The sequence below is a fragment of the Paeniglutamicibacter sp. MACA_103 genome, from assembly GCF_045798555.1.
GTDB lineage: Bacteria > Actinomycetota > Actinomycetes > Actinomycetales > Micrococcaceae > Paeniglutamicibacter.
Genome location: NZ_JBIXLN010000058.1, coordinates 1 through 22,206 on the forward strand (window position 1 = coordinate 1; position 22,206 = coordinate 22,206).

The 22,206-nt window shown below is 67.8% G+C and carries 17 protein-coding genes and 1 pseudogene; 9 read left to right on the plus strand and 9 right to left on the minus strand.

The window, feature by feature from the left end; translation table 11 throughout:
- Window positions 1-401 (plus strand): annotated as a pseudogene (locus ACIPVK_RS19540) (mycothiol conjugate amidase Mca); the annotation flags it as partial.
- 51 nt (window positions 402-452) lie between these two features.
- Window positions 453-725 carry a hypothetical protein gene (locus ACIPVK_RS19545; protein ID WP_407613649.1) on the plus strand — a complete coding sequence of 91 codons (273 nt, stop codon included), beginning with the start codon at window positions 453-455 and terminating at the stop codon, window positions 723-725.
- Window positions 726-799: 74 nt separating this feature from the next.
- Here ACIPVK_RS19545 and ACIPVK_RS19550 read toward each other — a convergent pair whose 3' ends face one another.
- Both ACIPVK_RS19550 and ACIPVK_RS19555 read right to left on the minus strand, forming a co-directional pair.
- Window positions 800-1,507 carry a response regulator gene (locus tag ACIPVK_RS19550; RefSeq protein WP_407613650.1) on the minus strand — a complete coding sequence of 236 codons (708 nt, stop codon included), beginning with the start codon at window positions 1,505-1,507 and terminating at the stop codon, window positions 800-802.
- A gap of 5 nt (window positions 1,508-1,512) precedes the next feature.
- Entirely contained in the window at window positions 1,513-2,967 is a 1,455-nt protein-coding gene (locus ACIPVK_RS19555) for a sensor histidine kinase (RefSeq protein ID WP_407613651.1), read from the minus strand.
- Between the two features lie 157 nt (window positions 2,968-3,124).
- Here ACIPVK_RS19555 and ACIPVK_RS19560 point away from each other — a divergent pair, with 157 nt between their 5' ends.
- Window positions 3,125-4,048, plus strand: coding sequence for an ATP-binding cassette domain-containing protein (locus ACIPVK_RS19560; protein ID WP_407613652.1), 924 nt, complete (start codon window positions 3,125-3,127; stop codon window positions 4,046-4,048).
- A complete protein-coding gene (locus ACIPVK_RS19565; protein WP_407613653.1) occupies window positions 4,045-4,836 on the plus strand; it encodes an ABC transporter permease in 792 nt (263 codons plus the stop codon). Before ACIPVK_RS19560 ends, ACIPVK_RS19565 begins: the two co-directional genes overlap by 4 nt.
- A gap of 158 nt (window positions 4,837-4,994) precedes the next feature.
- Here ACIPVK_RS19565 and ACIPVK_RS19570 read toward each other — a convergent pair whose 3' ends face one another.
- Complete coding sequence (locus ACIPVK_RS19570; RefSeq protein ID WP_407613663.1) at window positions 4,995-5,294, minus strand: helix-turn-helix domain-containing protein; 300 nt, start codon at window positions 5,292-5,294, stop codon at window positions 4,995-4,997.
- Between the two features lie 240 nt (window positions 5,295-5,534).
- Here ACIPVK_RS19570 and ACIPVK_RS19575 point away from each other — a divergent pair, with 240 nt between their 5' ends.
- The gene (locus tag ACIPVK_RS19575; RefSeq protein ID WP_407613654.1) at window positions 5,535-7,805 is read left to right on the plus strand and encodes a thioredoxin domain-containing protein; all 2,271 of its coding nucleotides are present in this window, start codon (window positions 5,535-5,537) and stop codon (window positions 7,803-7,805) included.
- Here the strand turns inward: ACIPVK_RS19575 and ACIPVK_RS19580 are convergent.
- Complete coding sequence (locus ACIPVK_RS19580; RefSeq protein WP_407613655.1) at window positions 7,802-8,482, minus strand: hemolysin III family protein; 681 nt, start codon at window positions 8,480-8,482, stop codon at window positions 7,802-7,804. The genes ACIPVK_RS19575 and ACIPVK_RS19580 overlap by 4 nt on opposite strands.
- A 218-nt stretch (window positions 8,483-8,700) precedes the next feature.
- Here ACIPVK_RS19580 and ACIPVK_RS19585 point away from each other — a divergent pair, with 218 nt between their 5' ends.
- A complete protein-coding gene (locus ACIPVK_RS19585) occupies window positions 8,701-9,462 on the plus strand; it encodes an isoprenyl transferase (RefSeq protein WP_407613656.1) in 762 nt (253 codons plus the stop codon).
- A gap of 245 nt (window positions 9,463-9,707) precedes the next feature.
- A complete protein-coding gene (locus ACIPVK_RS19590) occupies window positions 9,708-11,012 on the plus strand; it encodes a PhoH family protein (protein WP_407613664.1) in 1,305 nt (434 codons plus the stop codon).
- A 36-nt stretch (window positions 11,013-11,048) separates the two neighbouring features.
- Here the strand turns inward: ACIPVK_RS19590 and ACIPVK_RS19595 are convergent, their stop codons facing one another.
- Entirely contained in the window at window positions 11,049-11,924 is an 876-nt protein-coding gene (locus ACIPVK_RS19595; protein ID WP_407613657.1) for a hypothetical protein, read from the minus strand.
- A 98-nt stretch (window positions 11,925-12,022) separates the two neighbouring features.
- On the opposite strand from ACIPVK_RS19595, the gene ACIPVK_RS19600 reads away from it, so the two are divergent.
- Both ACIPVK_RS19600 and ACIPVK_RS19605 read left to right on the plus strand, forming a co-directional pair.
- Complete coding sequence (locus ACIPVK_RS19600; RefSeq protein ID WP_407613658.1) at window positions 12,023-12,541, plus strand: prepilin peptidase; 519 nt, start codon at window positions 12,023-12,025, stop codon at window positions 12,539-12,541.
- Window positions 12,542-12,607: 66 nt separating this feature from the next.
- The gene (locus ACIPVK_RS19605) at window positions 12,608-13,096 is read left to right on the plus strand and encodes an NUDIX hydrolase (RefSeq protein ID WP_407613659.1); all 489 of its coding nucleotides are present in this window, start codon (window positions 12,608-12,610) and stop codon (window positions 13,094-13,096) included.
- Window positions 13,097-13,153: 57 nt separating this feature from the next.
- On the opposite strand, the gene ACIPVK_RS19610 is transcribed toward ACIPVK_RS19605, so the two are convergent.
- The 4 genes from ACIPVK_RS19610 to ACIPVK_RS19625 form a co-directional block, all read right to left on the minus strand.
- Window positions 13,154-17,941 (minus strand): NAD-glutamate dehydrogenase, encoded by a 4,788-nt coding sequence (locus tag ACIPVK_RS19610; RefSeq protein ID WP_407613660.1) that lies wholly within the window; start codon window positions 17,939-17,941, stop codon window positions 13,154-13,156.
- Window positions 17,942-18,196: 255 nt separating this feature from the next.
- Window positions 18,197-19,879 carry an MDR family MFS transporter gene (locus ACIPVK_RS19615; RefSeq protein ID WP_407613661.1) on the minus strand — a complete coding sequence of 561 codons (1,683 nt, stop codon included), beginning with the start codon at window positions 19,877-19,879 and terminating at the stop codon, window positions 18,197-18,199.
- A 53-nt stretch (window positions 19,880-19,932) separates the two neighbouring features.
- Window positions 19,933-20,610, minus strand: a complete 678-nt coding sequence (locus tag ACIPVK_RS19620; RefSeq protein ID WP_407613662.1) for a TetR/AcrR family transcriptional regulator — start codon at window positions 20,608-20,610, stop codon at window positions 19,933-19,935.
- 176 nt (window positions 20,611-20,786) lie between these two features.
- Window positions 20,787-22,199 (minus strand): class II fumarate hydratase, encoded by a 1,413-nt coding sequence (locus ACIPVK_RS19625; RefSeq protein ID WP_407613665.1) that lies wholly within the window; start codon window positions 22,197-22,199, stop codon window positions 20,787-20,789.
- Window positions 22,200-22,206: the final 7 nt, after the last annotated feature.

A 22,206-nucleotide genomic window follows, 5' to 3' on the forward strand; every position in this document is an offset into this window, starting at 1 on the left:
GCTCACCGGAACTCGGCGAGCCCTGGGAAACCTCCAAGCTCTACTACGACCGTGCCTTCGCCCCCGAGCGTTTCAAGACGCTGCACTATGCCATGGTCGACGCCGGCATCGAGTCGCCCTATGCCGAGCGCATTGCCGCCTGGGAGCAGCACCCGGACGAGCAGCTCTTCGGGTGGGTTTCGCCACACGAGACCACCACGCAGATCCACTGCGCCGACTTCTTCAAGCACCGCGACCGGGCATTGTTGGCCCACCGGACCCAGATCGATCCGACCGGCTTTTTCTTTGCGGTGCCCGAGGCGATCTACGCCAAGTCATGGCCGTGGGAGGACTTCACGCTGATCGAATCCTCGGTTCCCACCACACTCCCAGAGACCGACCTGTTTGCCGGTCTAAGATAGGTAACGCGCCGGTGATTCCGGCCGCCAACTTTTTCAGAAAGAGCCCCGCGCGTGTATTCGTTCCTGCTGTACGCAGCATCAGTTAGTCCATCGCCGGTTCCCGGCACGCCCGCCGGAGATGCGGCACAGTCCATTGGCCCGGGATTTGTGGGTTTTGTGGCCACCGCGGCGCTCGTCATCGTGACGATCTTCCTGATCCGTGACATGACCCGCCGCATCCGCCGCGTCCGCTACCAGGGCGAGGCCGAGGCGCGCCAACAGGACCTGGTGGAGAAGGGCAAGGACATCCAGCCCGATGAGCCGGGCGACACGCCCGCGCGTTAGTCCCGCGATCATCCTGCAAGGCCCCCGTGAAGACCTCTTCACGGGGGCCTTTGCCGTGACCGCGGACCTTGGGGTCAGGATCCGGGCGGAACCAACCCGGCCTGGTGGGCCAGCACGGCGGCCTGAACCCTGTTCCCGGCCCCCAGCTTGAGCAGGATTGCCGAGACGTGCCCCTTGACGGTGCCCTCGGTCAGGTGCAGGCGAGCACCGATCTGGGCGTTCGAATAGCCGGCCCCCAGCAGGATGAGCACATCGGTTTCCCTGGCGCTCAACTGCGCCACGGCAGCGCGGGCCACCTGAGGGGCGCCGACATCGACGGCGCGCAGCCGGTCCACCACCCGTCGTGCCACGCGCGGTGAAAGATACGCGGCGCCCGAGGCAACCGCCTTGACCCCAAAGATCAGCTCCTGCGGTGCCGAGGCCTTGAGCAAAAAGCCGCTGGCCCCCAACTTCAGTGCTGCGTCGATGTACTCGTCCTCGCCGAAGACCGTGAGCATGGCGACGGCGGTGCCGGGCAGGCGCACGGCCAGTTCGCGGGCCGCGGCGAGCCCGTCGAGCACCGGCATGCGGATATCCAGCAGCGCCACCCTTGGGCGGAACCTGGCGGCAAGTTCCAGGGCCTCGCGCCCGTCGGCCGCCTCGGCCACCACCTCGATGCCCGGATCCGTGGACAGGATCGCCCGGACCCCGGCGCGCACCAGCGCCTCGTCATCGGCCAACAGCACCGTGATGGGCCTGTCCCCGGGGCCGGTGGCGGGTCGTGGAACTTCGGGCAGGGGCACAGCGCTCATCCTTCGTTTCGCGGCAACAGGTGGTCCTTGGACACGAGCACCTCGTGGCCGAAACACAGCCTGTACATGTCGGTGCTGAAATCCAGGAAGCCGTTGCGTGCCTGGTAGTAGGTGCATGCGGTGTTCTCGGGTGCCGGGGTCTCGGCAATCATCGGGGTGGGGCCATCGAGTCCGCCGGCGGGCAGCAGCGACACGACCTCCGCGCGGGCCTGCCCCACCCGCAGCTGCGCATAGGTGGACGGCGCCAGGGCGTTGTCCACCACCGTGAGCACCTGCACCGTCACCAGGATGCCGGCCAACAGCACCGCCAGCCCCAGCGGCAGCAACGCGGTGGCCCATTGCCGCGAGCGCGTGGTGCGACGGACATCCGCAAGCGCCGTGGCCACCGACCCGTCCACCGGCACCGACCCGTCCACCGGCACAGGGCCGGCCGCCAGCATGCCGGGCCCGGGTTCGGGAAGCAGGGAGGCCCGGGGGATGCGTGCGACCAGGCGGAAATCCTGGCCGTGCAATCCGGCCTCCAGGGTGCCGCCGAGCATGCTCAGCCGTTCGGCGACCCCGGCGAGCCCGGAACCGCCGGTGCCCACGACCGGGGTCGGTGAGCCGCGTCGGTTTTCGATCGTGATGGTCACCGGGTCCTTGGCTTCATTGATCCCGATGCGCACCATGGCGCCGGGGGCATGCCTGGCCGCGTTGGTCAGCCCCTCCTGGACCACCCGGTGCATGGCGGCCTGCACCGCCCGTGAAGGATCCGGGGTTCCGGGCGGGGCCGGCACCCGGTCGACGTCCGCCTGAAGCCCGGTGGCGCGCACCCGGGCAACCAGTGACTGGATCGATTCGCCGGCCGGGACCAGCGGGGCAGCGCCGCTGGACGTGTCCTGGCGCAACATCGCCACGATCGCGTGCAACGACTCGATGGCCTGGGCGGCCCGCTCGCGGATGTCGGCCGCCGCCCGGCGGCCCTGCTCCGTGGAGGATGCGTCGAGCTCCAGGGCGCCGGCACCCAGGGCAATAAGCGCCAGCTCGTGCCCGAGCTCATCGTGCATGTCCTGGGCAATGCGGGTGCGCTCGAGCAGCCTGGCGCTGGCGGCAACGATCTCGTGTTCGCGCCGGCGGTGGGCGGTGCGCAGCATCCGGTAGCGTCCCCACCACCAGGGCAGCACGACCGCAGCAAAGACCAGCAGCACGTCCAACAGCCACCTCGAGGCGGCCGCGGAGGGGTCGGCGGCCAGCCGCAGCGCGCCCGCGACCAGGATCCCGGCCCCCAACATGGACACCGAAGCGAAGAGGGAATCGAGCCGGCGCCCGGCCAGGAAGGCGGCAACCACCGCCAGGGCCGCGGCCAGGGCATTGCCCTGGCCCAGGGCCGGCATCACGAGCGCGGCCAGCAACAACACGACGGCCCAGCCGGCCTGCTGCGGACCGAAACGGGCTCCGGAACGGATCCTCATTCACCCCATGCTACCGAGCCGCCGCCCGCCCGGACACCGACGAAAGTCAGGGGTTTTCGCTGCCCAAGACCCGACGAACGCCGGTGTCGGCGGGCCGGGGCCCGAACCTAGCGTTGAAGGCAAGGAAGAAACACCACCAGGGCAAGGAGCAAGGACCATGATCGTGCTTGAGGACCTCACCAAGGACTTCGGACGCAAGAGGGCGGTGGACGGGCTGTCGGTGGCCATCGAAGCGGGGAAAGTCACCGGCTTCCTGGGTCCCAACGGGGCAGGGAAGACCACCACCATGCGCATGCTGTTGGGGCTCGACACCCCCGACTCCGGGGCCGCTCTGATCGACGGGAAACCCTATGCGGGCCTCCACACCCCGCTGCGCACCGTGGGGGCCGTGGTCGACTCGCGCATCGGGCACCCGGGGCAGCGCGCCGCATCCCACCTGCTGGGCCTGGCCCGCAGCAACTCCATTCCCGCCCGCCGGGTGGGGACGGTGCTGGACGAAGTCGGGCTCGCCGAGGCCGGCAGCAAGCGCATCGGAACCTTTTCGCTGGGCATGCGCCAACGCCTGGGCATCGCCGGCGCGCTGCTGGGCGACCCGCAGGTGCTCATCTTCGACGAGCCGGTCAACGGCTTGGACGCCGACGGGGTGGTGTGGATCCGAGAGCTCATGCGCGCCAAGGCGGCCGCCGGGGCGACGGTGTTCGTCTCCAGCCACCTGATGAGCGAGATGCAGTCCACCGCCGACCACCTGGTGGTCATCGGGCGGGGCAGGCTGATCGCGGATGATTCCATCGTCAACGTCATCGCCGAAAGCGCGCTGAACTCCATCACCGTCGCCACCCCCGATGCCGCGCCGCTCGCCGAGGCGCTGTCCCGCGCCGGCCGCCATGTCACCTTGACCGACTCCGGGACGCTGCGGGTCACCGGCAGCTCGCTGGAGGATGTCGGGGCAATGGCCCACGGACTGGGGCTGAGGATCAACGAACTGAGCCTGCACAAGGCCTCGCTGGAACAGGCCTACGCCGAATTGACCTCCTCCAGCCTCGAATACGTGCCAACCAAAAACGAAGGGGCAGCATCATGAGCGCCATCCACGGAACCACAGCCGACGCCGGCCGCCGCGGGCGCGCCCGCCGGGCCGCGGCATTTGAGGCCACCAAGCTGGCCTCCCTGCGCTCCACCTGGGTCATCCTGTCCCTGGCGTTGCTCGGGCAGGTCGGCCTGGCCTGGCTGCTGGGCGCCTCGGCGCAGGCCAGCGGGGAGAACGGCTACGACACGACGATGCCGGCACCCTTCATCGCCGTCGTGTCATTGCAGCTGTCCCAGCTGTTCATCGCCGTTCTTGCGGCGCTGTCCATCACCTCCGAGTACGGTTCCGGCACCATCACCACCTCCCTGCAGGCCGTCCCGGTGCGCTTGAGGTTCCTGGGATCCAAGGCCGCGGTGCTGGGTGCGGTCGGATTCGTTTCCGGGGCCGTCCTGGTGGGGGCCGGCACACTGGCGGCGGCACCGGCGGCAGGGGCCTACGGCGAGTTCACGCCCGGCCAGCTGGCCACGGCCATGCTCGGTGCCGGCACCTACCTGGGTCTGCTCGCCATGATGATGCTGGGCCTCGGGTCGGTGCTGCGCAGCAGCGCCGGGGCCGTGACCGCGGCGTTCGTGCTGCTCTTCGGGCTGCCGCAGATCCTGCCGCTGTTCACCGCGGAGGCGGTGCAGGAGGCCGCAGCCTATCTTCCAACCAATGCCGCGGCGGTGCTGGGCACCGCAGCGGAGCAACCCTACGGACCGGGCACCGCGGTTGCCGTCCTGGCGGCCTGGACGACGGTGTTCCTCGGCGCCGGGTATGCGGCGTTGCGGGGCCGGGACAGCTGAAGCCGGCTACCGCAGGCGCGCCGTGGGCTCGTCCAGGAACTCCGGGCCGCGGGCACCGCTGGATCCGGCGCCCAGCAACGAGGGCGACGAGCACGCCGAGTGTCGTTGCCATGTCGGCCGCGAGTTCCCAGTACGTGAAGCAATTACTGGAGTTGCCGTCAGGCGATCTTGACGCGAGCGTCGCCGGTCACGTACTCGATGGTGAGGTTGCCCCCGACGGCTTCAACATAACCGCGAATGGTCCCCACCTTGGAGTTCTCCAAATTTCCGTGCTCGATCTTTGAGACCTGCCGCTGGGAGACGCCAATCCGCGTGGCGACTTGCTCCTGCGTCAGCCCTGCAGCCTCGCGCAGCTCACGGAGCTGGTCGGCGCGGACGTCAGCGAGCATCCGTTCCTTGTGTGCTTCGACTCGCGCCCGGTCCGCGGGGTGCTCAGCGAGGAAGTCCTTTAGCGACATGGCCACGACGATCATTTTCCTTTCAATGTACGTAGGCGGTCGTCGAACAAGTCGTCAGCCACGGGGATGTTTTTCTTGTACCAGCGATCCCAGTTCCCCGCCTTGTCGCCGGCGAATCAGCTCGATGTCTCGACTCCGCATGTCGCCAGGTTAGAACCTCTAGGTACTACGGCCAAAGGCATTGGAAGCGCTCTATACCCGGGCCGCGACTCGAAGAACCAATTGGGGGACACTGGAAACATGGGACAACGAATCGCCTCAAGCGCCTCCGCCTACCTGCGCCAACACGCGCACCAGCAGGTGGACTGGTGGCCCTACGGAGACGAGGCCTTCGCCGAGGCCGCGTCCCGCGACATCCCGGTCTTCCTGTCCATCGGATACGCCGCCTGCCACTGGTGCCATGTGATGGCCCGCGAAACCTTCGACGACCCCGCGATCGCCGCGTACCTCAACGAACACTTCGTGTCGATCAAGGTCGACCGGGAGGAACACCCCGCAGTCGACGCTGCCTACATGGCGGCAACCCAAACGCTCACCGGTGCCGGCGGCTGGCCCATGAGCGTGTTCACGCTGGCCGATGGACGCGCCATCCATGCCGGAACCTATTTTCCGCCGGCTCCCAGGCCCGGCATGCCGTCCTTCAGGCAGGTGCTCGAAGCGGTCACCGACGCCTGGGACAACCGCCGCGACGCCCTGGATCTGCAGGCCGCCACGCTGGCCGACCACCTGGGCTCGGTCGCCGGCGGGCAGGCCAAGATGTTCTCCCGTTCGCTGCCGCTGCCGACCGCCAGCACCGGCTCGGTGCTGGCCCCGGTGATCGGCACCGCCGTGCGTCGGCTGTCGGCGCTGGAGGATCCCACCGGCGGCTTCTCGCCGGCCCCCAAGTTTCCGCCAAGCTCCGTGCTGGACTTCCTGCTGCGGGCTTCTCTGGGGCCGGGATCAGATGCGGCGCAGGCCGCCGGGCTGGCGGCACGGACGCTGCGGACCATGGCCCTCAGTGGTTTGGCCGACCACGTGGGAGGCGGGTTTGCCCGTTATTGCGTGGATCCGGCGTGGAAGATCCCGCACTTTGAAAAGATGCTCTACGACAACGCACAGCTGCTCGGGCTCTACGCCCGGGCGGCGGTGCAGCTGCCCGACGCCGAGGACGCCGAGCTTTGCCGGGTTGCCGCCCGCGGCATCCATCGGTGGCTCGAGGAGCAGATGGAGCTTCCCGGCGGGGGATTCGCTTCCTCGCTCGACGCCGACACCGTCATGCCCGACGGCACCCACCACGAGGGCGCCACCTACACCTTCAGCCGGGACGAGGTCGCAAGGATCCTGGGCGAGCCGGGCGCCATCGACTCCGGCCTCCCCGGTCCGGGACCCGATCCGCGACCCGATCCGCGACCCGATCCGCGACCCGAGGCGCTTCCGGGCACCGGCAACGTCTTCTGGCAGCTGTGGAACGGCGCGCCGCTCCCGGCCGAGGACGCGCGGCAGGCGAGCCTGCCCGCGCACGAGGTGCCGATGACCATTGCGCTCTCCCGCACCCCGACACTGTCCGAATGGCCCGGGCTGGAAGCCGCTTTTGGGAAGCTGGGCGCCGAGCGTGCCACGCGGGTGCAGCCGGGCCGCGACGAAAAGGTCGTTGCCGGGTGGAACGGCCTGGCCGTCGCCGCGCTGGCCGAGGCCGCGGTGCTCTTGGATGAACCGCGCATGCTGGCCCTTGCAACCCGGACCGCCGACTACCTGTACCGGGTGCACTGGGTGCCTGCGAGCGGCGATGCGGCCCCCGTGCTCCACCGCATCAGCCACCAAGGGCGGGCCGGCACGTCCATCGCCGCGGTGCTGGAGGACCATGCGGCGGTCGCGCTGGGATTCCAGCAGCTGGGCGTCGCCTCGGGGGACCGGAACTGGTTCGCCCGAGCGGACGATGTCCTCGACGCTGCGCTGGGGCTCTTCCTGGAAGGCGGAAAGCCGCAGGACAATGCCGCGAACGATCCCCGGGTCCAGGCCATGCGCGGGGGCGTCGGCAGCGCCGAGGCGCTGGATGACGCGGTGCCCGCCGCCACCTCGCTGCTGGCCGCTGCCCTGCTGGACCGGGCCGGCCGCAGCCAGCTGGAATCCGGCGGCAACACGGCGGAACCGGGGTCCGGGCGCAGCGAGGACGACCTCGCGCTGGTGCGCATGCTGCTGGGCTTCGTGCCGGCAATTGCCGACCGGGCGCCCCACGGGGCCGGTGGCGCACTGGGCGTGGTGGCCCGCTTCATCCACGGCTCGAGCACTGAGCTGGTCGTGGCCGGCGGAACCGATCCCGAGCGCGGGGCCGCGGTGCGCCTGGGGGTGCTGGCCGGCGTGGCCCAACTCGGGGGCGCCGGCGCGCAGGGCACGGTGTACCAGGCCGGTCCCGAGGGGCAATTGCGGCTCTACGTGTGCCGCGGCGGCATCTGCCACGCACCCGTCAGCGACCTGCCCGCGCTCGCGGCACTGATCGTCCCCGGTTTGCCGCGCCACCTGCCCGGGCGTTAGGCGGTGCCGAGCACCGCGATGGCAATGGCGGTGAAGTGGCAGGCGAAGCCGATGAGGGTGAATGCGTGGAAGAGCTCGTGGAATCCCAGGATGCCCGGAATGGGATTCGGCGCCTTCAGCGCATAGAACACCGCGCCGGCAATGTAGAAGGCGCCGCCGACGCAAATGAGGATCGCCGCGGCCGGGCTGGCGGCCAGGAAATCCCCGAGGAACAGCAATGCCGCCAGGCCAAGCAACACGTACACGGGGGTGTAAAGCCAGCGCGGGGCATCGGTGTAGAAGACCCGGAAACCGACCCCCGCAAGCGCCCCGATCCAGATGGCCACCAGCAGGACGGTGGCAGACCTGGCCGGAAGCAGGGCCCAGGCCAGCGGGGTGTAGGAGCCGGCGATCAACAACATGATGTTGGTGTGGTCGATCCGCTTGAGCATGAGGGTGGTTTTCGGCGACCAGTTCCCGCGGTGGTAGAACGCGGAAACGGTGAAGAGCAGCACCCCGGTGAACGCAAAGACGGCGGTGGTGGCCTTTCCGGCACCCGCCGGGGCCAGCACCACCAGCACGATGCCGGCGACCAGGGCCAGGGGGGCGGTGACCGCGTGGATCCAGCCGCGCAGCAAGGGCTTGGGCGGCTGCGCCGGAACCGGTGGCTGCGACGGTGTCCCGGATGGTTGGATCATGAACCCAGCCTAAACTACTGACTGGTAGGTTTGGTGGCCGCCGACACCCGAAACCCGTGGAATGGTGCCGGCCGGATCCATGCACGGCGTATTGCCAGCCGCAATGCCCGCGTCTTGGTGCGCCACCGGGGACGGAACCCGGTAGCGTTAAGTTGAACATGCGGCCGGCTGGCGGTCGCATGCCGCCCCAAAACCCAAGCACAAGCAGGAGTATCGCCGTGGAACTACCGGGATTCGTCTACCGGCTCTATGAGCGGCGGTTGCGGGGTCTGCTGGCCCCGGAAAAACTTCCCGCGCATATTGGCGTGCTCGTGGACGGGAACCGGCGCTGGGCCAAGCTCTCGGGCCAGACCACCGCCACCGGCCACCAGGCCGGCGCGGACAAGATCCTCGAATTCCTGGGCTGGTGCCAGGAACTGGACATCAACCTGGTGACGCTCTACATGCTCTCCACCGACAACATGAGCCGTTCCAGCGAGGAACTCGATTCCTTGATGGGGATCATCGCCAACACCCTGGACCGGTTGGGGGAAACCAAGACCGTGCGCGTGAAGCCGGTGGGCGCGTTGGAACTGCTGCCGGACTACCTGGCCAACAAGCTGCGCGAGCTGGAGGCCTCCACCGCCGGTGTCACCGGGATCCATGTCAATGTGGCCGTCGGCTACGGCGGCCGGCAGGAAATCGTCGACGCGGTCAAGGCGCTGCTGTGCCAGGGGCACGCCGACGGGCTGGACGCGGCGCAGATCGCCGAGGGCCTGGACCCGGACAAGCTGGCCACCCACCTCTACACCAAGGGCCAGCCCGACCCGGACCTGGTCATCCGCACCTCGGGCGAACAGCGCCTCTCCGGGTTCCTCACCTGGCAGAGCGCGTATTCGGAGTTCTACTTCTGCGAGGCGTTGTGGCCCGACTTCAGGCGCGTGGACTTCCTGCGCGCCCTGCGCGACTTCGCCGACAGGCAACGCCGCTTCGGTTCCTGAGCCCTGTTCCCGGGGCGACAACTTTGAGTAAACCCGGCCGGCGCCAATTATTTACCTGAACGACACCGGACTTTTGCCAGCAGATCCTGACGGCCCCCTGATTTCGGCGTAAGTTGAGCGTAACGGGTGATGAAGCCGTCATTGCCCGCTGAACGGGGCAGCACTCCCCGCGAGGAGCCACAGTGGTAGCGAAACAGGAAAACCCATCAACCGCACCCGCCGTCTCGGAAACGACTGCCACCGAGGTGGCACCGGCGGAAGGCACCCGGACCTTCGTCCTGGACACCTCGGTGTTGATCGCAGACCCCCACGCAATGTTGCGCTTTGCCGAACACCACGTGGTCCTGCCGTTGACCGTGATCACCGAGCTCGAACACAAGCGCAACGACCCCACGCTGGGGTACTTCGCTCGCGAGGCGCTGCGGACCCTGGAGGACCTGGGCAGGAAGCACGGCGGGCTGGGCAACGAAATGGAGGTCGGCAAGCAGGGCGGCACCCTGCGCGTGGAACTGAACCACATCGCGCCGAACGTCCTGCCGGTGGGGTTCCGCAACGCGGACAACGACACCCGCATCCTCGCCGTCTCCAAGGCGATGCTTGACGAGGGCCTCGACGTCACGCTGGTCTCCAAGGACATGCCGATGCGCATCAAGGCCTCGGCCATGGGACTGACCGCCGAGGAATACCGCAACGAGCTCATTGCCGACTCCGGCTGGACCGGCGTGCACGAGATGGACGTGAGCCAGGAGAACATGTCGGCGCTCTACGCCGACGAGTCCCTGGAACTCGAGGAGGCCGCCGAGCAGCCGGTGAACACCGGGTTGATCCTGCACTCCCCGCGCGGCTCGGCGCTGGGACGGGTGGACCGCAACCACCTGGTGCGCCTGGTGCGCGGGGACCGGGAGGCTTTCGGGCTGCGCGGCCGCTCCGCCGAACAACGCCTGGCCCTGGACCTGTTGCTCGACAAGGAAGTCGGCATCGTTTCGCTCGGCGGCCGGGCGGGCACCGGCAAGTCGGCGCTCGCGCTGTGCGCCGGGCTCGAAGCGGTGATGGAGCGCCGCGAACACCGCAAGATCATGGTCTTCCGCCCGCTCTACGCGGTCGGCGGGCAGGAGCTGGGCTACCTGCCCGGCGCCGAGGCGGAGAAGATGAATCCCTGGGCGCAGGCGGTGTTCGACACCCTGGGCTCGGTGGTCTCCAAGAACGCCATTGACGAAGTCATGAGCCGGGGCATGCTCGAGGTGCTGCCGCTGACGCACATCCGCGGGCGCTCGCTGCACGACGCCTTCGTGATCGTGGACGAGGCCCAGTCGCTGGAGCGCAACGTGCTGCTCACGGTGCTCTCGCGCATCGGGCAGAACTCCAAGGTGATCCTCACCCACGACGTGGCCCAGCGCGACAACCTGCGGGTGGGCCGCCACGACGGCGTCGCCGCGGTGGTCGAGCAGCTCAAGGGGCACCACCTCTTCGGGCACGTCACGCTGACCCGCTCCGAACGCTCCGAGATCGCCGCCCTGGTCACCGAGCTGCTTGAGGACCGGATCCACTAGCGGCACCGCGCCGCACCGGGGCGCGGTCCCGCGGCCCTACGCCGCGGGCCCGCCCCGGTGCCGCGCGTGGTCGGGCGCCGGGGGCCCGGGATAGTCCGCCAGCCCCGGGATCGGCCACAGCGGCGCCCGGCGTACGTCGGACAGCGAGGCGCGCGGCTGGGTGAACAACCCGTCGATCATGTACTCGTCCACCGCGGTGATGGACACCCGGTGCTCAAGCCCCGCGTCCGGCCCGTCCAGGACCCGGTGCAGCACGCAGATGCCCGTGGCCCGGTCGAGCCGCACCCGCGTGAGGCCGGGGCCCAGCAGCGGTGCATCCCGGTTGACCGGGGCGTAGGAATGGCCGCGGGAAAGTTCTGCCTCCAGGCATTCGCGGCCCGCTTCGTCCCGGAGCTCCCGCAACGCATGGATGGTGCTGGGGTGGGGGAACGACATGTCGGCCGGGCCGGGGGCGAAGCCGGCGATCTCGACCGGGTCCAGGAACGCTCCCCACAGGCCCACCGGCATCAACTCGTTGCCGTAGGAGGCCTCCGGGCGCCGCGAGACCAGCCCGTCGTCCCCGTAGACCGGGGCCAGCAGCTGCGGCGGCAACAGCCAGCTCTTGCGGGTCGCCGCCACGAAGCCGGCGTCGCGCGAATCGTTGATGTGCTCGGTGCGAAAGAGTACCGTCCCGTTCTCGTCCTCCACACGGATGGCGTCCGGGCGCCTGACCAACACCGTGAGGTGCTTGGGCTGGCTCGGGGCGGCGAAGGCGAGCTCGTGGCGTTCCTTGTCGTTGACGCCAATCCGGATCTGGATGGTGTTCCACAGCCAGGGGGAGGAACGGGCGAGCCGACGGAAGCGCCCCATGAGCTCCTTGCCCGGGGCCCGGTCGGGGTCGGGGAAAACTGCCGCACCATTGTGCTGTTCCATGCCTTCAGTGTAGCGAGGGGCAACGCCGTGTGGTTTTGCCCCTCCCGGTGGCGTGCCGACGCTGACACCGGGGCCGTGCAACGCGTAGGGTTTGGGCCATGCCGCAACAAATCCTGCTTTGGTTTGCCGCCGATCCGGCCCTGGCCACGCTGGCCGGAATCCTGGCCGCGCTGGCGTTGGCGCTGTACCTGTTCAACGCCGTGCGCCTGACCATCATCGACTTCAAGTCGCACCTGCTGCCCAACCGGATCCTGGGCCCGTGGTTCATCGCCGCCTTGGTGCTGCTGGGTGCCGCCGCCCTGCTGGCCGGGGAGCCGATGGTGCTGTTGCGGATGGTCCTGGGCGCGGTGATCCTGTTTGCCGGCTACCTGGTGCTGCACCTGATTGCGCCCGCGGGCATGGGGCTGGGGGACGTGAAGCTCGCCGCCGTGCTGGGGCTCTACCTCGGCTTCCTGTCCTACACCCACCTGTTGTGGGCCACCGCGTTCGCCTTCATCATCGGGGCCCTCTGGTCGGTGGTGTTGCTGCTGGCCCGCAAGGCCACCATGCGTTCCTCGGTCGCCTTCGGCCCCTTCATGCTGGCGGGCGCCGCACTGGCCCTGGTCGTGGCGGGATAGCAAAGCCAAGCCAAGCCAAGGCCACGCCCGGAACCCACGAGACACGAAAGCCACCGGAACACCTCCATGCCCACACCTGAATTCATCGTCCAAATGCGCCGCAAGATCGGCAACGACCCGCTGTGGCTGCCCGGCGTGAAGGCCGTGGTGATCCACGAGGGCCGCGTGCTGCTGGTCCGCCGGGCCGACAACGGGCGCTGGACGCTTCCGGCCGGCATCCTGGAGCCGGGCGAGGAGCCCGCCGTCGCGGCGGTGCGCGAGGTGTTCGAGGAAACGGCGGTGCACTGCGCCATCACGCGGCTCGTCGGGGTGGCCACCACCGACGAGGCGGTGTATCCCAACGGGGACCGCGCCCAATACCTGGACATCATCCTGGCCGGTGAGTACCTGGGCGGCCAGGCGAAGGTCAACGACGACGAGAACCTCGAGGTCGGATGGTTCGGGCTGGGCCGGCTGCCGGCCCTGCCGCCCAAGCACCAGCGCGCCATCGACTGGACCCTCGAGCCGAAGGAAGCCGGCCACTTCATCACCGGCGGCCAGGACCCGGCCCGATAAGCGGTCACGGACCCGCCGTTCCCGCTACCCGGCCAAATGCCGCGGCAGGGGCCAGCCCTATCTGCGGACCACGGAGCGCAGTTGCTTCAGGACAACGGAGAGCGAGGCAATATCGGCCTGCCCGGGTTTGGAGAGTTGCTCCAAGGTCTCGGTGATGCGCGCCATCTGCTCCTCGTGCAACCGTTCCCAGGCCGCGATGCGTTCCAGCGGGTCGGCACCGTGCCCGCCGGAGGTCCCGGTGCTCTGCATCACGGCAACGGTCATGTCCGCCACGGCCGCATAGACGTCGTCGCGCAATGCGGCCCGCGCCAGGGATTCCCAGCGGTTGCGCCGCGGCAGGTCGGTGATCATCAACAGGAGCGGAATGACGCCGATCCGGGCATAGATGGCGAAGTAGACCTGGGCAATGCTGTGGACCGGTTCCCGGATCTGTTCCGAGATGACGGCCAGGTCCAGCAGCCCGAATCCCGCCAGGAACGTCGGAGCGCGCCGGGCCAAATCCGCCGGAATGCCGGCCAGGCGATCGGCCAGACGGTTGTCCAAGATGTCCATGTCCGGGTCGCCCAGGTAGCGGGTCAGGTCCGTCCAGAGCGGGTCGATCCGGGGCTTGAGCCGCTCGATCGCGTCGGTGATCGCTTCGCCCCGCCCGTAGCGGGTGACATACCAGCGGATTCCCCGGTCCAGCAACCGCCGCATTTCCTCGGCAACGGCACAGCGGTTTTGCACGGGACAGCTCGGCGGCAGGGCCGCCAGGTCGGCCATGATCGAATCGACGCCGAAGACCTGGCGCAGGACCACGAAGGCCCGGGCCACGGCCGCCGGGGAAGCCTCGGTTTCCTCCATGGCCCGGAATGCAAAGGTGATCCCGCCGGTGTTGATCATGTCGTTCGCCACCACGGTGCTGATGATCTCGCGGCGCAGGGGATGGGTGTCCAGGTCGGCGTCGAACCGTTCGGACAGCAGGGCCGGAAAATAGCTGCGCACGGTCTTCTTGAACCATGGGTCATCGGCCAAGTCACTGGCATTGAGCGCTCCGGCCAGTTCGGTTTTCGCGTAGGCGCACAGGACAGCGAGCTCCGGTGAGGTGAGCCCGCGGCCCGTCGCCAGCCGGGCCTGCAGTTCCTCCGTGCCGGGCAGTGCTTCCAGGGTGCGGTCAAGGCCAGCCGCCGACTCCAGCCAGTCCATCATCCGTTCGAAGCCCGGGCTCCATGGCCCGACCCGGTAGAGGTCGTTGACCAGCAACGTGTTCTGGTCGGCGTTTGTCTTCAGCACCAGCTCGCCGACGTCGTCCGTGAGGGAGTGCAGGAAATCCGCGCGTTCCCCTGCGGTTATCCTTCCCGCGTCGATCATGTTCTCGACGAGGATCTTGATGTTGACTTCGTGGTCCGAGCAGTCCACTCCGGCGGAGTTGTCGATGGCGTCCGTGTTCAGGATGACGCCGCCCAAGGCCGCCTCGATCCGGCCACGCTGCGTGATGCCCAGGTTGCCGCCCTCGACGACAACCTTGGCCCTGAGTTCATTGCCGTTGACCCGGATCGAGTCGTTGGCCTTGTCCCCTGCTTCCGCGTGGGCCTCGGAAGAGGCCTTGACATACGTGCCGATGCCCCCGTTGTAGAGAAGGTCCACCGGCGCGAGCAGGATCGCCTTGAGCAGTTCTTGCGGCGCCATCGCGGCCGTGCCGTCCTCCAATCCCAGGGCGTCGCGGACCTCGTCGGTGATGTCGATGGACTTGGCCTGGCGTGGGTAGATCCCGCCGCCGTTGCTGATCACCGAGGCGTCGAAGTCCGCCCAGGAGGAACGGGGAAGGTCGAACAAGCGCCGCCGTTCGGCGAAGGACGCAGCGGCATCCGGTTGTGGGTCCAGGAAAATGTGGCGGTGGTCGAACGCCGCAACCAGGCGGATGTGCCGGGACAGGAGCATGCCGTTTCCGAACACGTCCCCGCTCATGTCTCCGATGCCCGCCACGGTGAAGTCTTCGCCTTGGACATCGATGCCAAGCTCACTGAAATGCATCTTGACGGACTCCCAGGCACCCTTGGCCGTGATGCCCATTTCCTTGTGGTCATAGCCGACCGAACCCCCTGAAGCGAAGGCATCGCCCAACCAAAAACCGTACTCGCGGGCAAGCTCGTTCGCGGTGTCGGAAAAGGTCGCGGTGCCCTTGTCGGCCGCCACCACGAGGTAGGAGTCTTCACCGTCGTGACACACGACGTGCCGGGGCGGGACCAGCATTTTCCCGGTGTCCGCGGGGCAGAGGTTGTCGGTGATATCCAGCATTCCGCGGATGAAGATCCGGTAGCTTTCGCGTCCTTCCGCCAGCCATGCGCCACGGTCCATGACAGGGTCCGGCAGCCGCTTGGGAAAGAAGCCGCCCTTCGCTCCGGTGGGCACAATGACGGCGTTCTTGACGGTCTGGGCCTTGACGAGACCGAGAATCTCCGTGCGGAAGTCCTCCCTCCGGTCCGACCAGCGCAGCCCGCCGCGGGCTATGGCACCGAACCGCAGATGCAGCCCCTCCACCCGGGGCGAATAGACCCATATTTCGTATTTTGGCCGCGGGGGCGGACACTCGGCGAGGGCCGATGGATCGAACTTGTAGCTGAGGTAGTGCCGGTTCTGGAAGTAGTTGGTTCGCAAGGTGGCCCCAACCAGGTTCATGAAGGTGCGCAGCAACCTGTCGGCATTCAGGGCGGGCACTTCGTCGATGGCTGCGCTCAGTTCCTTCCTGGCGATTTCAATGCCCTGGGCGCGGTCCGTCCCGCCGATGTCGGGGTCGAAGCTGATCTGGAAGAGTCCCAGCAGCGCATGGGTGACCCGCACATTGGCCAGCAGCGATTCGGCCATGAAGCCGTAGGAGTTGGTGGTGCCAAGTTGCAGCAGGTATTTGGCATAACTGCGCAGAATGACCACGCGTTGCCATTCAATTCCCTCGGTGAGAACCAGGCCGTCGAAGCTGTCCGACTCGATGTCACCGCGTATGGCGGCGCGGAAGGAATCGGCCAGCAGCCCGCTGGTTTTCAGCGGATCGACACCGGAAGGGTATTTCAGTCCAAGGTCGTAGAGCAAGAACTCCTGGCCGTCGCCGCGGCGGATCCCAAAGGGCCGCTGATCGAGGACCTCAAGTCCCAGATTGTGGAAAAACGGCAGGATCCGGGACAGGCTTCGGGGCTTGGCAAAATAGAGCTTGATCCGCGCGTCTTCGGCCAACGTCGTGGCGGTGGCTGCAGGGATGCGGACGGAGACGACCGGGTCATCGACGGCGGGTCGGCCGGCTTCCTGAAGATCGAGGGTCTCGAAGCGGACCACGTCATCGACCGCGTCTTCAACCGTGTAGCCCACCCGGTATCCTTCGGGAAAGGCTTCGGACCACAGCATGGCCAGGCGCGTGGCCTCCTGCGCGGGAAACCTCTCACGCATGACTTCCTCGATGCCTTCGGCCCAGGACCGGACCGCCACAACCAGCCGGCGCTCCAGCGCCGGGACATCAAGGTGGGGGACCTTCCGTCCGGAAGGGAGCCAAATCCGGAAAAACACCCGGGCCAGCGCCGACTCGCTCAGCAGTGTCGTGAACTCGATGGTGTTGGTTTGGAACGACCGACCCAGTTCGTGCTCGATGCGCTGGCGAACCGCCGTGTTGTAACGGTCCCGGGGCAGGAACACCAACGCCGACACGAACCGCCCATAGGTGTCGGGGCGCAGGAACAAGCGGGTGCGGCGGCGTTCCTGCAGGTGAACGATGCCCTGGGCCGTGGCGAGGAGGTCATCCACATCGATCTGGAACAGTTCGTCCCTCGGATAGGACTCCAAGACTGCCTGCAGGGTCTCTTCGGAGTGCGACTCGGGGGCAAATGCGCAGCGCTGGAGGACCTCGTCGACCTTGTCCCGGACAATGGGCACTTCGCTCACCGGCTGGTTGTAGGCGCTGGGGGCGAAGAGCCCGAGAAAATGCCTTTCTCGGTTGACCTTGCCGTCCATGCCATAGCTCTTGATCGCTATCTGGTCCAGATATGACGGTCTCAGGACTGTCGAGCGCCAATCGGCCTTGGTCAGCGTCAGGAGCCGCTGACCAAGGGGCCGGCGGAGGCCGGGCGGAGCAGGCCGCGGTTGCCGGATCCCCTGGCGCGATTCCCTCAGGAGACCGAGTCCGGATGACGGACGGCTGGTTAGTGGGTCGTGGCCGCCCCCACCGGGCACGTCGTAATCGATGTAGCCCAGGAAGGTGAAGTTGCCGTCGTCCATCCAGCGCAGCAGATCCTTCGCCTGCTGCATCTCCTGGGTGCCCCCGGTGCCGGGATGGGTCTCCATGGCATCGACGGCTTCGATGGCCCGTCGGTGCATCGCGGACGCATCGGCGGCAACCGCCCGCACATCGGCAAGGACCGTTGACAGGCCCGCGACCAGCTTTCCGCCCGCGGCCGCATCACCCAGCCTGTTGATTTCCACGGCGATCCAGGACTCTTCGCATACTTCTGTGCCGTCGGTGGACTCGAAGTGCGGCGTCGCGCCCGGCGAGGGCAAGAGGTGGATGTCCACGATCCGGTGCGTGTCCCTGTCGCGCAAGACCGCAAAAATGGGATGGACGACCAGTCGGATGGCGGCGTTTTGGCGGGTGAGCTCGGCGGCCACGGAATTGACCAGGTAGGGCATGTTGTCCGTCGCGATGGTCACCACGCTGGCATCGGATTCGGTCAGGATCCCGGTGGCGATGTGGCCCGGCCGCCGTGCGTCGGCAACTTCGAGGTGGTGCAGCGCCCGCCGCTGCAGCGTGTCGGGGCCGTAGCCCTGGAGGTCCTCGGCCGAAAAGTGCCTGTAGTAGTCCTCTAGGAACTTGCCCGTATTTTTCACGGTACGCCCGGCTCTCGATCGGTCCCTCTGCAGGCGGGCACCGACATGCGGCACAGCCTGCCTTGCACGGCTTGGGATCCGGAGCTGCCGTTCCCGGTCCCAACAGCCTTGCCCTCGAAATAATCATGACTGCCTTACCGGGTGCAGTCCACCCCGGCGACGCGGTTCACGCGCGCAAACACGGTCGCAGACGAAAGGGCCCCCAGCCTCGAACGGTTGGGGGCCCTGTCGCAAGGAACCACGGGACTTGTCCGACTAGCGGTCCATCTCCGGTTCGCGGTCTTTTGCCTTCGGGTCCCCGGTGGCACCGGCGGTGACCTTGCCGCCGAAGCGTGCCGCATCCTCCAGCGCCTTGGCTTCCTCGCCGCCGATGGCCTCGCCGCGGGCCACCATGCCGGCGGTGTCCGAGAGCTTGACCTGCTTGAGGAACAGCGCCAGCACGAACGCGATGAGGATGAACGGGATCAGGTACCAGAACACCGGTGCCAGCGAGTCCGCATAGGCGTTGACGATGCCCTCGCGCACGGCCTCGGGCAGCTGCGCCATGGTTTGCGGGTCCAGCGTCGCGGTGGCGTTGCCCGCGTCCGCGGCGCTGGCGCCGGCCCCGGTGAAGACGTCGGTGAGCTTCTCGGAGAGCCGGTTGGTGAACATCGCACCGAAGATCGCCACGCCCAGGGACGCACCGACCTCGCGGAAGTAGTTGTTGGTGGAGGTCGCGGTGCCCACCATGGCCGGATCCACGGCGTTCTGCACGACCAGCACGACGACCTGCATGATCAATCCCAGGCCGGCGCCGAACACGAACAGGTACACGCAGATCAGCCACAGCGGGGTGGTGGCCGAGAGCGTGGTGAAGGCCAGCATCGCGGCGGCGGTGACCAGGGCGCCGGCGATCGGGTAGCCCTTGTACTTTCCGGTCTTGGTGATCGCGATGCCGGAGTAGATCGAGGTGCCCATCATGCCGACCATCATCGGGACCATCAGCAGCCCGGAGACCGCCGCGGAGGTGCCCGAGGACATCTGCAGGAAGGTGGGGACGAAGGCGATGGCCGCGAACATGCCCAGGCCCAGGGTGAAGCCGATGGCCGTGGCGTTGACGAAGACCGGGTTCCTGAAGAGCGAGAGCGGGATGATCGGGTCCTCGGCGCGGGCCTCGGCGATCACGAAGAGCACGATGGCCGCGAGCATGCCCGCGCCCCAGGCCCAGGTCTCGGGCGCCGCCCAGCCGTGGTTCTTGTTCCCGCCGAAGTCGGTGAAGAAGATCAGGCAGGTGGTGGCGACCGAGAGCAGCAACACGCCGAGCACGTCGATCTTCCTGGTGGACTTCTTGTTCGGGATGGTCAGCGCGAACCACGCGATCAGGAAGGCTCCGATGCCGATGGGGATGTTGATGTAGAAGGCCCACTGCCAGGTCAGGTGGTCGACGAAGAAGCCGCCGAGCAGTGGACCGGCGACGGCCGAGAGGCCGAAGATGGCGCCCAGCGGTCCCATGTACTTCCCGCGCTCGGAGGCCGGGACGATGTCGGCGATGATGGCCTGCGAGAGGATCATGAGGCCGCCGCCGCCCAGGCCCTGCATGGCGCGGAAGAACACGAACATCCAGAAGGTGCCGGCGAAGGCCGCGCCCACGGAGGCCAGGGTGAACAGGGCGATGGCGATCAGGAAGAGGTTGCGCCGGCCCAATACGTCACCGAACTTGCCGTAGATCGGCATCACGATGGTGGTTGCCAGCAGGTAGGCGGTGGTGATCCAGGCCTGGTGTTCGACCCCGCCGAGCTGGCCCACGATGGTGGGCATGGCGGTGGAGACGATGGTCTGGTCGAGGGAAGAGAGCATCATGCCGGCGATCAGCGCGGAGAAGATGATCCAGATGCGCCGTTGCGTCAGCAGCAGCGGCGCCGGGTCCGGGGATGTCCGGGACGCGGTGGTGGTGGACATGGTGGTTCCTTGGGTGTGGTGGGAAAGGAGTGAGGTGGGGGCAGGCCGCCGGCTTAGTGGCCGGGGAACTGCCCGTCCGGCTGGAGGTGTTGGCCGAACAGCTCCCGGGTCTGGTGCATGACGGAAAGGAATTCGTCCTCCAGCGAGGGTCCGCCGGGAGCGGCCAGGTAGCGTTCGATGGCCCGGTGGGTGGCGAATTGCAGGCAGTGCACCAGCAGGGCGATTCCGCTGTGGTCCTCCGCCACGCCTTCGCGCTTGGCCACCATGGCGGTGAATTCGGCCTGGCGTTCGGGGCCGACCTGCATCATCTTCACCAGCAGCTCCGGTTCGCGGTGCATCGCGGCAAAGAAGCCATGCATGCTGCGGATCCCCGATTCCTCGCGGCGCAATTGTTCAAGCACCAGGGCCACGAGGTCGGACAGCAGCGTGGGGGAGATGCCCACGGTCCCGGCGGGACGCGCGTTCATGAAGCGCGCAAGCGCCTCGGCGGACAGCCCGTCGTCGGCGTGCCCGAACACCGCGTCGAGCTTGGTGGCGAAGTAGTTGAAGAAGGTGCGCCGCGAGATCCCGACCCGGGCGCAGAGTTCCTCGACGGTGAACCCGGAAAAGCCGTGTTCGGCCGTGAGCTCACGCGCGTTCCGCGAGATGGAGAGCCGGGTCTTCAGCATGCGGGCGCTGAGGGTCGGCGGGGTGGCCGGCTCGGCGGAAGGATCATTTGCACTATTGTTCACAGAGTGCAGTTTTGCACTATTGGTTGCTGAGTGCAACTTAAGTGGGATCGCTCACCGGGCCGGCTTCCAGGGCCCTGCGGCATTGGCGCCCGGACACGCAAACGGCGGCCCGTCGAAGAATGGTAGGCAACCTTCCTCGACTGGCCGCCGCTGCTTGCGGGGGTGTTGGGTTGGTGTCAGTGCTTGCCGGTCATGGTGGTGACATCGAGCAGTTCATCGAGCTGCTCCTCGGTGAGATCGCCGCGCTCCACGAAGCCGAGGGCAACCGTCGCCTCGCGGACCGTGAGACCGTCCGCAACCGCCTTCTTGGCGATCTTCGCGGCGTTCTCGTAGCCGATGAGCTTGTTCAGCGGGGTGACGATGGAGGGGGAAGCCTCGGCCAGGAAGCGGGCACGCTCCACGTTCGCGGTGATCCCGTCGACCATCTTCTCCGCCATGACCCGGGCGGTGTTGCCCAGCAGGCGGATGGACTCGAGCAGGTTCGAGGCCATCACCGGGATGCCCACGTTCAGCTCGAACGCCCCGTTGGTCCCGGACCAGGCGATGGCGGTGTCGTTGCCGATCACCTGGGCGGCGACCATGATCGCGGCCTCGGAGATCACCGGGTTGACCTTGCCCGGCATGATCGAGGAGCCCGGCTGCAGATCCGGGATCGCGATCTCGCCCAGGCCGGTGTTGGGGCCCGAGCCCATCCAGCGCAGGTCGTTGTTGATCTTCATCAGCGAGATCGCGATGTTGCGCAGCTGGGCCGAGGCCTCGATGAGCCCGTCGCGGTTGGCCTGCGCCTCGAAGTGGTTCCGCGCCTCGGTCAGCGGCAGCCCGGTGTCCGCGGCGAGCAGCTCGATGACGCGCTCGGGGAACCCTGCGGGGGTGTTGATGCCGGTGCCCACCGCGGTTCCGCCCAGCGGCACCTCGGCCACGCGCGGCAGCGAGGCCAGGATGCGCTCGACGCCGTAGCGCATCTGGGCGGCGTACCCGCCGAATTCCTGGCCCAGGGTCACCGGGGTCGCGTCCATCAGGTGGGTGCGACCGGACTTCACCACGTCCTTGAACTCGGCGGCCTTGGCCTCCAGGGAGGCGGCCAGCACCTCGAGGCCCGGGACGACGTCACCGAGCAGCCCGGCGGTCGCCGCGACGTGCACCGAGGTGGGGAAGACGTCGTTGGAGGACTGGGACGCATTGACGTGGTCGTTGGGGTGCACCACGGTGTCCGAGCCGGCGGCCGTGAGAGCCCGGGTCGCCAGCTCGGCGAGCACCTCGTTCATGTTCATGTTGCTCGAGGTGCCCGAGCCGGTCTGGAACACGTCGATGGGGAAGTGCGCGTCGTACTTGTTCGCGGCGACCTCGTCGGCCGCGGCCACGATCGCGTGCGCGCGCTCGGCATCCAGCACGCCGAGTTCCAGGTTGGCCAGCGCGGCGGCCTTCTTCACCTGGGCCAGGGCCCGGATGTGCGCGGGCTCGAGTTTCTTGCCGGAGATCGGGAAGTTCTCCACGGCGCGCTGGGTCTGCGCCCGGTAGAGGGCTGCGGCCGGAACCCGGACCTCGCCCATGGTGTCGTGTTCGATGCGGAAATCTGCGGAAGTGTCCATGCCAGAC